Annotated in this window: 13 protein-coding genes and 1 rRNA gene; 7 read left to right on the top strand and 7 right to left on the bottom strand. The window is 45.3% G+C overall.

Annotated features, from left to right (window positions below; all coding sequences use genetic code 11):
* Window positions 1-147 precede the first annotated feature (147 nt).
* Complete coding sequence (locus BFN00_RS08295) at window positions 148-768, top strand: LOG family protein (RefSeq protein WP_004281026.1); 621 nt, start codon at window positions 148-150, stop codon at window positions 766-768.
* 66 nt (window positions 769-834) lie between these two features.
* Here the strand turns inward: BFN00_RS08295 and BFN00_RS08290 are convergent, their stop codons facing one another.
* The gene (locus BFN00_RS08290; protein ID WP_005101524.1) at window positions 835-1,809 is read right to left on the bottom strand and encodes a hypothetical protein; all 975 of its coding nucleotides are present in this window, start codon (window positions 1,807-1,809) and stop codon (window positions 835-837) included.
* A 153-nt stretch (window positions 1,810-1,962) separates the two neighbouring features.
* Window positions 1,963-3,780 (bottom strand): choice-of-anchor I family protein, encoded by a 1,818-nt coding sequence (locus BFN00_RS08285; protein ID WP_071851108.1) that lies wholly within the window; start codon window positions 3,778-3,780, stop codon window positions 1,963-1,965.
* 177 nt (window positions 3,781-3,957) lie between these two features.
* Here BFN00_RS08285 and mdtD point away from each other — a divergent pair, with 177 nt between their 5' ends.
* The 4 genes from mdtD to dinB all read left to right on the top strand — a co-directional run bounded on the left by mdtD (window position 3,958) and on the right by dinB (window position 8,341).
* Complete coding sequence (mdtD, locus tag BFN00_RS08280) at window positions 3,958-5,349, top strand: multidrug transporter subunit MdtD (protein WP_071851106.1); 1,392 nt, start codon at window positions 3,958-3,960, stop codon at window positions 5,347-5,349.
* Window positions 5,350-5,415: 66 nt separating this feature from the next.
* Window positions 5,416-6,195 carry a glycoside hydrolase family 25 protein gene (locus tag BFN00_RS08275; RefSeq protein ID WP_071851104.1) on the top strand — a complete coding sequence of 260 codons (780 nt, stop codon included), beginning with the start codon at window positions 5,416-5,418 and terminating at the stop codon, window positions 6,193-6,195.
* 53 nt (window positions 6,196-6,248) lie between these two features.
* Window positions 6,249-7,265, top strand: a complete 1,017-nt coding sequence (locus tag BFN00_RS08270; RefSeq protein ID WP_071851102.1) for an MBL fold metallo-hydrolase — start codon at window positions 6,249-6,251, stop codon at window positions 7,263-7,265.
* A 20-nt stretch (window positions 7,266-7,285) separates the two neighbouring features.
* A complete protein-coding gene (dinB, locus tag BFN00_RS08265) occupies window positions 7,286-8,341 on the top strand; it encodes a DNA polymerase IV (RefSeq protein WP_004281020.1) in 1,056 nt (351 codons plus the stop codon).
* Window positions 8,342-8,419: 78 nt separating this feature from the next.
* On the opposite strand, the gene BFN00_RS16250 is transcribed toward dinB, so the two are convergent.
* Window positions 8,420-8,548: a hypothetical protein gene (locus BFN00_RS16250; protein WP_004644884.1), complete on the bottom strand. Its 129-nt coding sequence runs from the start codon at window positions 8,546-8,548 to the stop codon at window positions 8,420-8,422.
* 15 nt (window positions 8,549-8,563) lie between these two features.
* On the opposite strand from BFN00_RS16250, the gene shiA reads away from it, so the two are divergent.
* On the top strand, window positions 8,564-9,874 hold the full coding sequence (gene shiA / locus BFN00_RS08260; RefSeq protein ID WP_071851100.1) for a shikimate transporter: 1,311 nt from the start codon (window positions 8,564-8,566) through the stop codon (window positions 9,872-9,874).
* Window positions 9,864-10,220 (top strand): RidA family protein, encoded by a 357-nt coding sequence (locus BFN00_RS08255; protein WP_005101539.1) that lies wholly within the window; start codon window positions 9,864-9,866, stop codon window positions 10,218-10,220. The genes shiA and BFN00_RS08255 overlap by 11 nt, the downstream gene beginning before the upstream one ends.
* Window positions 10,221-10,274: 54 nt before the next feature.
* On the opposite strand, the gene BFN00_RS08250 is transcribed toward BFN00_RS08255, so the two are convergent.
* The 4 genes from BFN00_RS08250 to rrf all read right to left on the bottom strand — a co-directional run bounded on the left by BFN00_RS08250 (window position 10,275) and on the right by rrf (window position 15,312).
* Window positions 10,275-10,823, bottom strand: a complete 549-nt coding sequence (locus BFN00_RS08250; protein ID WP_071851098.1) for a DUF2726 domain-containing protein — start codon at window positions 10,821-10,823, stop codon at window positions 10,275-10,277.
* Window positions 10,824-11,221: 398 nt separating this feature from the next.
* Window positions 11,222-13,630: a YgiQ family radical SAM protein gene (locus tag BFN00_RS08245; protein ID WP_004644879.1), complete on the bottom strand. Its 2,409-nt coding sequence runs from the start codon at window positions 13,628-13,630 to the stop codon at window positions 11,222-11,224.
* Between the two features lie 222 nt (window positions 13,631-13,852).
* The gene (locus tag BFN00_RS08240) at window positions 13,853-15,046 is read right to left on the bottom strand and encodes an MFS transporter (RefSeq protein WP_071851097.1); all 1,194 of its coding nucleotides are present in this window, start codon (window positions 15,044-15,046) and stop codon (window positions 13,853-13,855) included.
* A gap of 152 nt (window positions 15,047-15,198) precedes the next feature.
* A 5S ribosomal RNA gene (gene rrf / locus BFN00_RS08235) occupies window positions 15,199-15,312 on the bottom strand.

The following is a 15,312-nucleotide window of genomic DNA, read 5'->3' as shown; positions in this document are numbered from 1 at the left end:
ATTTGAAATTCACCTGTTTTCATAGCTGTTTATCGATGAATTTTGCTGAGCCCTATTGCAGTGAAAATGTCCCTGCTCACAGAATTGTCATATTTATTAATTAAGCTATAGTCACAAGAAAGAAAAATGATAAGGTGAAGAAAATAAATGCAAAGCGTAATTCAAATGACAGATTATTTTAAAGAAAACTCCCCAAAAACAACACGCCCTCTAGTGGCTCTCTATTGTGGTTCACGTGCAGGCAACAAACCGGTTTATTTAGAAAAAGCCATTCATCTCTCGCAAGGACTGGCAGAACATGGTTTCGGGCTGGTTTACGGTGGCGCCAGTATTGGCTTGATGGGACAGGTCGCGGATGCCATGATCCAGCATGGCGGTGAAGCTGTAGGGGTGATTCCTGAATTTATGCTGGATTATGAAATTGCCCATAACCAGCTCACCGAATTACATGTGGTGACCAGCATGCATCAACGCAAGGCTATGATGGCCGAGCGGGCCTGTGCCTTTGTGGCCTTGCCAGGTGGACTGGGCACGTTTGAGGAAATTCTGGAAATTGCCACTTGGGGTCAGCTAAACCAGCACCAGAAACCGATGATGCTGTATAACGTGAATGGCTTCTATGATGCCTTGATTGCGCAGCTGGACCGCGCCGTTGAAGATGGTTTTTTACCGCCACAGCATCGCGCCAAACTGATCATTTGCGAACACGAAGAAGAAATTTATACAACTTTAACCAATTTAGGCCATCCGCAAAGATTTGTGGTTTAAACCGTTCCAATTAAGAAAAAAGCGAGCACCTGGCTCGCTTTTTTATTGGATTTTTAATATCAGGACTTATTGACCATAATTCGTCACAAAGTCATAAAACATCGGCAAAGTTGTTGCCAGAATGACCGACATGGCCAGACCGAACATCAGTTTCATGGCATCTGCACTGACATTACGTGAAGTACGATGTTTGTTGACTTCATCCAGAATCATCGACATGGCAAATTCACGACCTGCGAGTAATCCCAGGAATACCCAGGTGGTACTCATTGGAATGTTGCTCCACTCTTTAAAAACTAACAGGATAATGGCATACATGAAGTCGATAATCGTTGCAGCACGAATGTCGGTCACACCGGTTTTGGTGTCAACAATGTTCTGGATAGCCCCGCCACGTTGATACAGAATCACACCCAGCAAGACCACGAATACCGTAATCGCAAACATCAGGAATTCAAACGGCACCTGACGTGGCACATACACGAAGATGTTAGCCAGATCCTGAATCAACCATTGACTCCACAGGAAACCGGTAGAGACCCACTGCAAGCCCATCCAGACCTTGGAGTGTTCCTGATGACGTGTCTTGGCAAAATGGCGTGCCAGCTGCTTGACCACAAAACGATAGATGACAATCGCTACAATAAAGGCGACGGCATAGCCCATCATCGATTTGACCATCATCGAGCCTAAGCTTGCAGGAGAGAAAATCGTAAGCACCAGGAAGGTGGTACTGACTGGAATCCCGTATTTGGTCAGTATTAACAGGAGAATTGGCGGCACAATATACAGCCAGGTAATACCACCTTCAGGGAAAGGAATCGTTTCTAAACGACCGTATGAGGCATCACCCACCCCAGATGCATACCAACCATAGACCAATACGACAATTAAAATTGAGCTGATATAAATCCACAACACCCACCATGGGCGATGTGAATTCGAAGAAATAAATGTCCCTAGGGTTTGAGGTACATCATTTCCGACAATAGAGTAAGCGGCCAAACAGAAGCCGATCACCATCAAAATCTCGATTGTCATAAAAACAAACCTATACGCGAGGAGATTTCAGCACTGCTGAAAAGTTGGCCCAAGATTATGACGGTTTTATTTCATTTTAATGACAAGACTGTCATATATACGGTCACCTTACAAAAAAGAGCACCGAAGTGCCCTGAATCTAAAAGCTTTTGGTTACTTGAGATTTACTTGATAAATCGTGGTGCTCCCACTGACTTCATGGCCGACCATCAAGAGTGGTTTCTTATTCGGGGAGTCTTTGGCGGGGATAAATACCAAACCTTCCGGTCCTAAATCACCAGCTTGTCCCATTTCAATCTGCGCTGTGGTCGCTTTAAAATCACGTGAATTAATATATTGCACGAAGACTGGTGATGCAGGTGTAGACACATCATAGACCATGATGCCACCGACACGCTCCAGACCAATAAAGGCAAAGGTTTTTTGGCCAATCTGCCCCAAGGTCACCCCTTCAGGTTCCGGTCCTTTATTGTCACTGCGATTATCCAGTCCGGCTTCTTCATGATTAAAGTTGAAAATTTCAGGATGATGTTTGGCAATATACTGCTCAAATTGATCGCCCGAATCCCATACCAAATCCAAACCGGTCTGCTGATCATTTTCCACCCAGATACTGACCGAGCGGGTACCAAAGCTATATAAATGATCATAGACCAGATTGTCCCGTTCATTCAGTTTGGCTGTACCATCGGCATTTTTTTGATAGCCTTCAGTCCAACTAATATTTAAACGGCCCAGTAGATGATCTTCACGGCAGTCTTTGGCATCCCCTGCAATAGCACCGCAGTAGGCAAAGTTAGCCGGATTAAGTTCTGCACCTTTGGCCAATACCCGAAGATGAGCTGGCAAATCATCACCCAGACGGCGGTCAAAACCTTTGGTATGGACCAAGTGTTTCACCCGCCATTCTTCTACAAAGCCCTGGCTGGTATCGTTATTGAAATATGCAGGATTGTTTTCACCCCAGGCACGGGCATCGCCTTCATTGGCAGACACAATATAGGTTTTGCCCGCGACCTCGAAACTTGCAATCGCATCTGGCATATATAAGCCACGGACATTGGCCCAAGTTTGAATATTGATTTTGCCTTTACCGTCGATACCATCCGCATCGCTGATATCCATACCATGACCATTTATGCCATGATCTTTAAAGCCAAATGGATAAACAGCGAGCACCTTGGCAGAAGCCACATCAATTTTGGCCAAGGCATTATTTTCCTGTAAGGCAACCCAGGCGGTTTTTCCATCTTTCGAAACAGTGATGTACTCAGGTTCAAAATCCTGAGCTGCGCTGGCCTTTGGTCCGAAAATGCGGACGTCCTGTTCACGCAATGCTGCTTCCCGTCCATTCAAGGCCTTAAAGTCTGCTGTACGAATGATCGGGGCTTTTAAATTGGCCAGACTAATGACAGACACTGAACCTTCTGGATCAACCTGATAATCATCAGAAGGCTCGCCTTCATTGGCCACCAGCAAAGTTTGACCATCCGGTGTGAAAGTCAGCATGTCCGGTAAGGCACCCACCTGTACGTGGGCCAGCTTAGTCAAGTCTTTGGCCTGATATAAAGCAATATAGCCCGGGTCAGTTTTCACAGCAGCCTGAATCGCAATGGCGACAATGCCATTGTGTACCGCGACACTGTTGACCTCAGCCTCTGGCGCAATGTCATCGACCGTGATAGAGGTTATTTTTTTTGGCTGATCAGGTTGACTTAAATCCAGTACATCCAATACGCCTTCTTTGGCATTGACCACGAATAGGCGTTGACTCTCTGCATCAAAGGCCGGAATTTCTGCTGCACTTTGCGCAAACACACCCGATTCATAAGCGGCTAATTTGCTTAATTCGATCGAGTTCGGTGTAGCCTCAACGATTGGAACAGGAGTTTCATTTTCATTCTCACTTCCACATGCCACCATCCCCACAGCCAGCATGGCCACTATCAATGACTTTAATTTTAATTTCATTTTTTTGTTGATCTATCATGAAGAATTCGTGACCAATTTATAACCAGAGCATTGCAGTGCCATGACAGATCGGTTGCAGTTCCTTGACACAACACCGCATAAAAGTTGACACGCTTTATATACGACAGACTCGGCTGATTCCTTTAAACTATTCAAAATTTTCAGTTTTCCAGAATTATGAATGCCACGCCTACGCATCAAGCCTTAGATCCCGAGTTCAGACTGCTGGTCTTGTTGGTCTCGATTGGCTTTTTTATGCAGGGGCTGGACACCACCATTATTAATACCGCCCTACCTGCAATTGCCCAAAATTTGCAGGAAGATCCGCTACGCATGCACAGTGTGGTTGTGGCTTATGTGCTGTCTGTGGCGGCCTGCATTCCCTTAAGTGGCTGGCTGGCAGACCGGTTCGGGGTCAGAAATACCTATTTTGCTGCAATTATTATTTTCTCTTTGGCCTCTTTGGGCTGTGCCTGGTCAAGTAGCCTGAATGAATTATTGGTGTACCGGATCTTTCAAGGGATCGGTGGTGCACTATTGCTGCCGGTCGGCCGTTTGGCCATGCTGAAGATCATTCCCCGTACCCAGTTTCTGGCCGCCATGAGTCTGATGAGTCTGGCCGGCCTGATTGGTCCGTTGATTGGCCCGACTTTAGGTGGCTGGATGGTGGAATATCTGTCCTGGCACTGGATTTTCCTGATCAATCTACCGATTGGTTTGCTGGGCGCACTGATTACCTTTAAGGCCATGCCGAATGTACTTGAACCTACAGTCGCCCGTTTTGATTATTGGGGCTTTATCTTGCTGGTGGTGGCGATGGTGGGCCTCTGTCTGGGAATTGAAAATTTTGCCAGTCCAAAAAACTCGCTGTGGTGGAGCCTGAGCCTGATTCTAGCCGGTTTATTGGCCACCCTGATTTATGCCTATCATTCACATACGCATAGCAATGCCCTATTTCGCAGCCGGCTGTTTAAAAATAAAATTTATGCGATTGGTATTTTGGGTAATTTTTTTGCCCGTCTCGGCGGCAACTCGATTCCATTTTTACTGCCGCTGATGTTACAGGTGGCTTTCGGTTTTGAACCTTTTATTACCGGTTTATTGATGATTCCGACTGTGCTCGGTTCGCTGGCCTCCAAACCGATTATCCGCAACATCATTCAGCGTTTTGGCTATCGCCGGGTATTGCTGGTCAATACTTTGCTGGTGGGTCTATGTATTGCCAGTTTTGCCCTGACCACGGCGGAAACCCCAATCTGGCTCCGCGCGATTCATTTCTTTATCTTCGGCATTTTAAATTCACTGCAATTCGTGTCGATGAATACCCTGACCTTAAAGGATTTAAGCCAGCAGGATGCCAGTAGCGGCAACAGTTTCCTGTCGATGATCATGATGCTGTCAATGAGTATCGGAGTGGCGCTGGCAGGGACACTGGTGAACATGCTGAGTGCCTATTATGGCGCTGACAATCTGGTGGCTGCTTTTCATGTGTCACTGATCTGTTTAGGCTGTATCAATATTATTGCGGCCTATATTTTCTGGCATATTCCTAAAAATACCCCGGTTTGATGCGATATATTCACTTTGGGCTGATTGTAAGTTTTAGGCTAAATCACATATAGGCAAGGACTGAAGATGCAAAAAAATCAGGCTCCGAACAGAGTTAATAAATCGCTCTTGATTGGGCTTGGCGTGCTGATCACTGTGATCGCTAGCGCTATGGTCTATTTCTGCCTGATGAAAGCACCCTCTGCCCATGCTGCCGATTACCCAATCCAAGGTTTTGATGTATCGCATCATCAAAAAGAGATTCAGTGGCAGCAGATTTCGCCTGAAAAATACCATTTTGTTTATCTGAAAGCCACTGAAGGCGGTGATTTTAAAGATACCAAATTTCAGAAAAACTGGTTAAAAGCACGTGAACGCGGCTTTCTGGTCGGTGCCTATCATTTCTACCGCCTCTGCCGCGATGGCAGCATTCAAGCCCAGAATTTTATTGACTCCGTACCCAATAAACCGGATGCCTTACCGCCAGTGATTGATCTGGAATATGACAGCAAATGCATCAATACCTATTCTAAAGAGCAGCTTTTAAACGAAATTCAGGTGATGCACGATGCCCTGAAAAAGCATTATGGCAAGCAGCCGATTTTCTATATTTCTAAAGCTTTTTATAATATTGTACTGGCAGGACACTTTCCTAACGTACCACTCTGGGTACGTGAATACAAAGGTCTGCCTGATTTAAAAGATCAGCCTAAATGGACGTTTTGGCAACATACCAGTCAGGGGAAAATTCCCGGTATTACCACACCGGTAGACCTGAATGTTTTTTATGGCTCAGAACAGCAATGGCTGGATTTTCTCAAAAAGAATGCGATTGTAGTACCTTCATCTGAGAATCAAGCAAAATAAAGCTGATCGCCTGAAAACAAGTTCTTTATAAAAACAACAAGGAAATAAAAAGATTGAAATGGATAAAAGGCGTTTTACTCGGTCTGGTGATTCTACTCCTGCTCGTCGCGGGTATGCTGGCTTATCTGTTGCAAGCTTCGGGCAAGGTTAGTGACTTTAAAGCCTGGCAGCCGCAAACCGGTACATCCGTTCACGAGCTTACAGTCAAATTTTTTGGTGTGTCCACTCTGTTACTCGATGATGGCCACGATCAGATCCTGATCGATGGTTTCTTTAGCCGGCCATCTTTGTGGCAAGTGCTTAGCCGCCCTATTCAAAGTGATAGAGCGCTCCTAGAGCAACTGGTGAAGCACCATGAATTGAGCCGAACCCGAGCCATTCTGGTCAGTCACTCGCATTATGACCATGTTCTGGATGTACCGGCCTTACTGGAAATGCTTCCCGAAACTGCTGTCGTCGGTTCGCCGAGCACCCTGAATATCGCCCGAGCAAATCCCAAAGTTACTCCACAGCAATTACAGTCAGTTAAACCTTGGCAACTACAGCAATGGGGGCATTTCCAGATCACGGCAATTCCCTCACAACATACTCCGCCCACAGCGGTAAATGATAATTTAGGCGAAGAGTTACTCCAACCTTTAGCTCTGCCAGCTAAATTTTCCGAATTTAAGGAAGGTGGCAGTTTCGATTACCTGATTGAGCATGCAGGACATAAGATTCTGGTCAAGGCCAGTACCAGATTTATTCCAGAGCAATTGCAGCATCTGAAAGTCGATACCCTGTTTTTAGGCATTGCCCAGCTTTCCAGACAATCCGATGCCTATCAGCAGCAATATCTGGCTGAAACCCTGAACCTGCTCAAGCCCAAAGTGGTGATTCCGGTGCATTGGGATGATTTTTTTCAGCCTTTAAACCAGCCGCTGCAATTTTTACCCCGTCTTGCCGATGACACCCCAAAAAGTTTGCAACTTCTGATTCAGGCTGCCGAGAGACAAGGGACAAAAGTCGTCCTGCTCAGCGAACCGCAGCCCTATTTACTCAACTCAGCCTTCGCTTCCCAATCCGATTAAAGCCCCTTAAGATAGCGTACATGCGCAAAATTATTCATATCGATATGGATGCGTTTTATGCCTCGGTTGAGCTGCGTGAACGTCCAGAACTGAAAGACTTACCTGTGGTGATAGCCTCGCATCATCCTCGGGCGGTGGTCGCGGCTGCCTCCTATCCGGCACGGGTTTATGGCCTGCGTTCTGCCATGTCCATGGGGCAGGCGCGCAAACTGTGTCCTCAAGTTATCGTGATTGAGCCAGATTTTGCCAAATACCGGCAGGTATCGGCACAAATTCATCAGATCTTCCAGCAATATACTTCCCTGATTGAGCCACTGTCTCTAGATGAAGCCTTTCTGGATGTCACAGAAAATTTACAGCAGATTCCCAGTGCTACCGAAGTCGCCATGCGAATTCGTGAGGATATTTTTCAAGCCACCGGATTAACCGCTTCTGCTGGTGTAGCGCCCAACAAGTTTCTCGCTAAAATTGCTTCGGACTGGCACAAACCGAATGGGATCTGTGTGATTAAACCTTCGCAGGTACAGCGTTTTATCCAGGATCTGCCACTGAAAAAAATTCCCGGCGTCGGTAAAGTCACTCAGGAAAAACTGAAAAGCCTGAATCTAGAAACTTTAGGCGATTTACAGCAAATCGATGAAGCCTTACTAATTCAACATTTTGGCAAATATGGCCGGCGGCTATTTTTGTATGCTCAAGGCATTGATGAACGACCGGTCGAAGTGGAACGGGAACGCCAGCAAATTTCCAAAGAAACCACTTTTGATGATGACCTGCATCTGAACCAATGTCGCCCCTATTGGGAGCCTTTACTTGGACAAGTATGGCAAAGCCTGCAAAAGAAACAGCTTTCTGCTCGCGGCGTTACGGTCAAATTAAAACTCAAGAATTTTCAGGTGATGCAACACAGTAAAAGTTTTAAACAGGTGCTGCGTAGCCCACAGGAATTAGCCCAAGCCTTGGACTTACTGCTCGACGACCTGCATATTGCTCCGCAGATGCAATTTCGGCTGATCGGCGTCGGCGTGTATCAGCTCAGCGTCCCCGAAACTGAAACCCAGTTATTGCTACTCTAAACCTTTTTTGATCATGTTTTAGGCATCAGTTTAAAAATACGGCAACTTTGTTTTTACATTTTGATTTTTTAGAGTACTCTATCTGCGCAATGCATTATCCATGTATGTGCCGAGATGCTGAAAATCACCTTTACTTTCAGCATGATGTCCTGTGATTAGCGTGACGATCAAATCCGAATATTGCAGGGCAACTCTGATGTAACTCATGGAATCCCCTCCTGCATGTCTTCTGTAAATTCTTCTGTTGTTCAAGAACAACGCGCACGTAAAGCTGCGCTATCTAGTTTTGTTGGTGCTGTTGTCGATTGGTATGATTTTCTCCTTTATGGCATTGTTGCAGCCTTAATTTTTAAAGATCAGTTTTTCCCCAGTATTGGCGAGAACATGGGTACCCTTGCGGCTCTGGCCACCTTTGGGGTCGGCTTCCTGTTTCGTCCTTTAGGTGGTGTGGTATTTGGTCACTTTGGTGACAAGCTCGGCCGTAAAAAAATGCTGGTACTTACGGTAATCCTGATGGGAATTTCCACGGTCGGGATTGGTCTGCTGCCAAATTTTGAAGCAATTGGCTGGTGGGCTCCGGTGCTGTTGGTGTTTTGCCGTGCCTTGCAAGGCTTTGCCGTGGGTGGTGAATGGGGCGGCGCAGCTCTGATGGCAGTTGAAAATGCACCCAAGGGTAAAAAAGCCTTTTATAGCAGCGGGGTTCAGGTCGGCTATGGTGTTGGCCTGGTATTGGCCACTGGTGCAGTCTCCATTATTATTGCGACCCTAGGCGAACAGGCTTTTGCGGACTGGGCATGGCGTATTCCCTTTCTGGCCAGCATCGTACTGTTAGCTGTAGCGATGTGGATCCGACGTGATCAGGATGAATCGCAAGAGTTTGTGGAAAAGGTGGTGAAAGCTGATCATCAACCAGAAAAACTGCCGATCTTGCAGGCGATCAGCAAACATCCAAAAGCTTTCTTTTATATTCTTGCCTTACGTTTGACTGAATTGCTGACCATGTATCTGGTCACCAATTTCGCCCTGAACTATTCCACCAGCAACCTAGGCATGGACAAACAGTTCTTCCTGAATATCACGCTGATGGTCGGTGCCATCAGCTGTTTCAGTATTCCCTTCTTTGCCTGGCTGGCGGATAAATTCAATCATCAGAAAATGTGTGTCTGGGGCGGTTTGATTGGTGCGCTTTCAGCCTTTCCATTTTTTATGGCGCTCGATGCACAAAACACCTGGATGATCATTGTCGGGGCAATTTTACTGGCGAACGTCGCACACGATATGGTGGTCAGTGTCCATCAACCGATTTTCACCTCCCTGTTTGGCACAGAATACCGCTACAGCGGTGCCGGAGTTGGCTATCAGGTGGCGAGCATCATTGGGGGTGGTTTTACCCCATTTATTGCAGCGGCACTGGTGATTTGGGCGGATGGTTCATGGCATTATGTAGCCATCTATCTGGCGGTGGGTTGTCTGCTGACTGCACTGGTCGCAGCCCTGATGCCCAAAACTCAGGATGAACAACATGACAGTTGAACGTTTACACGTATCGAAACGCTTTTCGGAAATTGCTATTGCCGGTAATCTGGTGCATCTTGCCGGCCAGCTGGCCACAGATGTTGAACTGGATATTAAAGGGCAAACCCAACAGACTTTAGATATTATTGACCAGTTTCTGGCAGATGCCGGCACAGACAAAAGTCACATCATGTCGGTAACCATCTATTTGAAAGATATTGAGAAGGATTATGCAGCCTTCAATGAAGTCTGGGATGCCTGGGTCGCTGATATCGAAGCGCTGCCTCGTACCTGTGTAGAAGCAAAACTCTATGATCCACGGGTATTGGTCGAACTGACTGTCGTGGCGGTTAAACCAGAATAATGTTTCAAGATCGATACTCATAAAAAAAGCATGCTTCTGGCATGCTTTTTTGTTTTAGCCCACAGCTTTGATTTTACTGCGCTCTAAATCCGAATATAAATAATATTTTTTCAGATCATTGCTAACTGTATATTTGGGCATTTTCTGCATTTGCGCTTGCTCCTGCAAGAAGTCCTGGCGCAACTGATAATATTCCGGCACATCATCGTAACGAATCACCCGATAACCGGCCATGGTTAGTAATGCATCCTGAAAACCCGTCTGCTGGGGACGCTTTAAGATTAAGGGATCATCCACTCCTACCACGGCTAGAATCTGATGCTGCTGATCCAGAATGACAAAATCTGCAGTCAGGTTACGGTACTTATGCCGAGTCCGGTTAAATTTAGTCGTTATTAAGGCATCATAGGAAACATGTGCCAGAATAATGTATTCAGGTAAGACTTCTCTCAGGCGAGTGAAGGTCAATTGCTCATTCAGGTTAAAAATAGCACGCTGCTTTAACGCGCTGTCTTGTGGTTTGGAATTATTTCCGAGCTTTTTCCATGCCATGAGCACGACACAGAAGAGCAGGAAACTCCCAATCATAATATAGGTGGTCATGCCTGAATCCTTGCATTCTTATAATCATTTTTGTTTTATTGTTGTGCAGTATAAACCCACGCTTTATTTTAAATAGAGCTAACAACCAATCTGTTTAAATACCCATACAACTGGTATCAAAACTGGATTCTGTGTTACCTAAAGTGACATCTCTCTGGATGCCAATGAAAGTGGATTTAAAGTACTGATAATGCACTCTAAAACATCCATGGAATTGATCGCAATACATATCTGCCCAACTGTAGGACAATTCCGACAAAGTGTTATTTTTATATCACTTTTTTAAAGAACTTAGTCCAAATAATATATTCTTTTACACTTTCAACGCACAAGCTCAGGCTACGTTACTTTACCCAAGAGCTAAAAAAAGACACCGAAGTGTCTTTTTATTAACTTAATTATGCACGTGATTTGGGCTTCGCTTTAGGCTTTGGCCCACCAAACGGTTTTTTGGCATCACCCGTTTCACGTGGTGGTAAACCAGTGTGCTGGGTCAGAATTTGACCACGCTCAGGACGTTTCTTGGTATTTGAAGGACGTGACTGAGCTTGTGCAGCCTTGCTACGATTCCCTTGCTCACCGGTACGTTTTTGCGAATCACCGGCAACCGTCGAATTCTTCTTACGCGCCGATTGATACTGACCGTCTGCACTGCCTACAGGCTGATAAGTCGGAATTAAATGCTGTTTCGAGTTACCAATCAAATCCTGACGACCCATTTCTTTCAGGGCTTCACGCAATAACGGCCAGTTGTTTGAATCATGATAACGCAAGAAAGCTTTGTGCAAACGACGACGCTTCTCACCTTTCACAATGTCGACATTTTCAGTATAACGCGCCACTTTCGCCAGCGGGTTTTTACCAGTGTAGTACATGGTAGTTGCAGTCGCCATTGGTGAAGGATAGAAGGTCTGTACCTGATCGGCACGGAAACCATTCTTCTTCAACCAAATCGCCAAATTCATCATGTCGTAATCGGTAGTTCCCGGATGCGCCGCGATGAAGTAAGGAATTAAGTATTGTTCCTTGCCTGCTTCCTTACTATAACGATCAAACATTTGCTTGAAGCGGTCATAAGTCCCAATACCCGGCTTCATCATTTTATTGAGTGGGCCTTTTTCGGTATGTTCAGGCGCAATTTTTAAGTAACCACCGACATGATGGGTGACAAGTTCTTTGACATATTCAGGGTTTAAAACCGCAAGGTCATAACGTAGGCCTGAACCAATCAGAATCTTTTTAATGCCTGGTAAAGAACGCGCTTTACGGTATAACTGCGTCAATGGAGCATGATCCGTATGCAAATTCTGACAAACGCCCGGGAATACACATGACGGTTTACGACAGTTCTTTTCAATCTCAGGATCTTTACAGGCCAAACGATACATATTGGCTGTTGGGCCACCCAAGTCCGAGATAATACCCGTGAAGCCCGGTGCGGTATCACGGATTTTTTCCACTTCACGCAGAATCGATTCTTCAGAACGGTTCTGAATAATACGACCTTCATGTTCCGTAATTGAACAGAAGGTACAACCACCGAAACAGCCACGCATGATATTCACAGAGAACTTGATCATGTCGAATGCCGGGAAACGTGCATTGCCATAAGCAGGATGCGGCAGACGTGCATAAGGCAGGTCAAACACATAGTCCATTTCTTCGGTAGTCAACGGAATTGGCGGTGCATTCAACCAGACATCACGTTCACCATGCTTTTGCACCATGGCACGCGCATTCCCCGGATTGGTTTCCAGATGCAGAATACGGTTGGCATGTGCGTAGAGCACTGGATCTGCAGCCACTTCTTCAAAAGCAGGCAAACGAATTACGGCCAATTCGCGCGGCGGTAACTTATGTTTAATCGCTTTAGAAGCCGGTTGCAGTTGCACAATTTGTGTATCAGGATCTAAGTCATCCCCTGCTCGCACAATCGGGTTAGCGACATGTTCTTTTTGAAAACCTTGGTACTGGCTAGAATCCTTGCCTTGTTCAATCTCACAACCCTCGATATCTTCAGTCATGACATACGGGTTAATAATTGGATCAACACGGCCAATGGCATCGACATCATTCGATGCAATTTCCACAAACTTGGCTTTAGAGGCACGGTTGTGTTTATTCACAATAAACGCTGTACCGCGAACATCAGTAATCTCGTGAATTTTCTCGCCACGCGCCAAGCGATGCATGATTTCAGTGATTGAGCGTTCGCCATTACCGTACATTAAAAGATCGGCTTTTGAATCCATCAAGACTGAACGACGGACTTTGTCTGACCAGTAATCATAATGTGCAATACGACGTAACGACGCTTCAATACCGCCGAGCAATACTGGTACATCCGGATAAGCTTCACGAACACGCTGGCAATACACAGTTGCCGCACGGTCTGGACGTTTGTTTGGCTGATTGTCTGGTGAATAGGCATCATCAGAACGGATTTTACGGTCAGCCGTATAACGGTTGATCATGGAATCCATATTCCCTGCTGTTACACCCCAGGCAATATTTGGTTTACCCAAAACGCGGAACGCATCCACGCTGGTCCAGTCTGGCTGTGCAATAATACCGACACGGAAGCCTTGTGCTTCCAGGGTACGGCCAATAATGCCTGAACAGAAAGATGGATGATCGATATAAGCATCACCACAAACTAAAATAAAATCACAGCTGTCCCAGCCGAGTTGATCCATTTCCTCGCGTGACATCGGCAAAAATGGCGCAGGGTCAAAACAAGACGCCCAATATTTGTCGTAATCAAACAACGCTTTTGGCGCAGTCTGCATGGTATAAGCAGTAGACATGGCTAGCAATTCTCGGCTGGCAGATGATAGGAGATCTAAAAATAAGATCAAAGATGAAAGCCGATTATTTTACCATGAATCAGGTCTAGCTTGCTTGATTATAATTTATACAAAATCAGAGACTAACTGAATCACGCTTTATTTATCACTTGAATCTAAAGTTTAAATATATCAAAAAAGAAATTTATTTTATTTATGAGGAGAAAAGCTTGGAAATAATCTCTAATTTGAACGGAGTTTTAAACTAAATGACAAACCAGTCAATAATAATGCGGCAATAAACACAGTTAATCCTATCCAGCCATAGTTCTCCCACACCAATCCGCTTGAGCTCCCCCACACACTTGAACCCAGGTAATAGCAAAATAAATACAGCGACGAACCGACTGCCCGATACTGTAAGGACTGGATCGACACCCAGCTACTGGCAGTCGAATGGGCAGCGAAAAAAGAAAAAGTAAAAATCAGCAATCCGATAAAAACAATAACCAACTGATTGATCAGCATCAGCGCCAAGCCCACAAGCATCATCAGGATCATGGCTGCCAATATATTGAATTTGCCATAATGCCGTCCCCAATGTGCTGCTCGAGGGGAGCTATAAATACCAGCCAAATAAGTAATTGAAATCACGCCAATCCAGACATGAGATAACTCAAATGGCGCTTGGATCAAGCGATAACTCAGATAATTAAATACCGAGACAAAGCAGCCCATCAAGATAAAACCTTGCAGGAATAAAACCCGAAGTTTCGGATCAGCGAGATTGTGTCTAAATGAGTTTTTAAAACGATTGAGCTTGATTGGATAGGCTTTAAAATGTTGCGAAGCGGGTAATAGGTAATAAAATAAGCCTGCAATACAGAGATTTAAAATACCAATCAACAAAGTAGCAGATTGCCAAGAGATAAAATCAACTAAAACTCCGGCAATTAAACGCCCTCCCATACCACCTATCGCTGTGCCAGAAATATATAAGCCCATGGCAAAACCGATATCTTTTTCTGCAATTTCTTCCCCGATATAAGTCATCGCGACCGCAGCGACACCACTGACTGTCAATCCAATCATTACTCGTGTGGTCAGAAACACGGACCAGATCGGCAATATTGCACTTAATAGTAATAATACTGAGACTGAAAATAGAGACCAGACCATAATCGGCTTACGACCAAATCGGTCCGAGATCAGCCCAGTAAAAATAAGACCAACTGCCAAGGCAATGGTAGAAAAAGATAAAGGGAAACTGCTTTGAGTCGGGCTGACCTGGAAATAATCAGCCAGAATCGGCATCATCGGCTGTACGCAATACAGTGATGAAAAAATGGCAAAGCCAGCAAGGAATAAGGAAAAAAGCACTGCTTTAAAAGCAGAAGAGCCATATTCAATATGGCTTGAAGATGAATTTGAGGACATATCCGCTCCATAGACCGGTTCAGTATACGCCTCTCAATTTTATTTTTATGTGATGTTTCAGTCGAAATAGCACATAAATAACATTTATTTAACTAAATTCCACGCATAAAAAAATCCCCCTCTGCCTTGGCGGAGGGGGATTTCGAATAATGAGCTGGCGATGACTTACTCTCACATGGGTAACCCCACACTACCATCAGCGCTAAGAGGTTTCACTTCTGAGTTCGGGAAGGGATCAGGTGGTTCACTCTTGCTATTGTCGCCAG

Source organism: Acinetobacter sp. AR2-3 (assembly GCF_001878775.1).
Taxonomy (GTDB): Bacteria; Pseudomonadota; Gammaproteobacteria; order Pseudomonadales; family Moraxellaceae; genus Acinetobacter; species Acinetobacter lwoffii_D.
Note: the sequence above shows the minus strand (reverse complement) of the source record. Positions and strands in the feature narration are given on the sequence as shown.

Coding starts and splice junctions, on each gene's coding strand:
- BFN00_RS08275 (WP_071851104.1), top strand. CDS start 5,416: ATGCAAAAAAATCAGGCTCCGAACAGAGTTAATAAATCGCTCTTGATT.
- mdtD (WP_071851106.1), top strand. CDS start 3,958: ATGAATGCCACGCCTACGCATCAAGCCTTAGATCCCGAGTTCAGACTG.
- BFN00_RS08245 (WP_004644879.1), bottom strand. CDS start 13,630: ATGTCTACTGCTTATACCATGCAGACTGCGCCAAAAGCGTTGTTTGAT.
- BFN00_RS08250 (WP_071851098.1), bottom strand. CDS start 10,823: ATGACCACCTATATTATGATTGGGAGTTTCCTGCTCTTCTGTGTCGTG.
- BFN00_RS08290 (WP_005101524.1), bottom strand. CDS start 1,809: ATGACAATCGAGATTTTGATGGTGATCGGCTTCTGTTTGGCCGCTTAC.
- BFN00_RS08285 (WP_071851108.1), bottom strand. CDS start 3,780: ATGAAATTAAAATTAAAGTCATTGATAGTGGCCATGCTGGCTGTGGGG.
- BFN00_RS08255 (WP_005101539.1), top strand. CDS start 9,864: ATGACAGTTGAACGTTTACACGTATCGAAACGCTTTTCGGAAATTGCT.
- dinB (WP_004281020.1), top strand. CDS start 7,286: ATGCGCAAAATTATTCATATCGATATGGATGCGTTTTATGCCTCGGTT.
- BFN00_RS08295 (WP_004281026.1), top strand. CDS start 148: ATGCAAAGCGTAATTCAAATGACAGATTATTTTAAAGAAAACTCCCCA.
- BFN00_RS08240 (WP_071851097.1), bottom strand. CDS start 15,046: ATGTCCTCAAATTCATCTTCAAGCCATATTGAATATGGCTCTTCTGCT.
- BFN00_RS16250 (WP_004644884.1), bottom strand. CDS start 8,548: ATGAGTTACATCAGAGTTGCCCTGCAATATTCGGATTTGATCGTCACG.
- shiA (WP_071851100.1), top strand. CDS start 8,564: ATGTCTTCTGTAAATTCTTCTGTTGTTCAAGAACAACGCGCACGTAAA.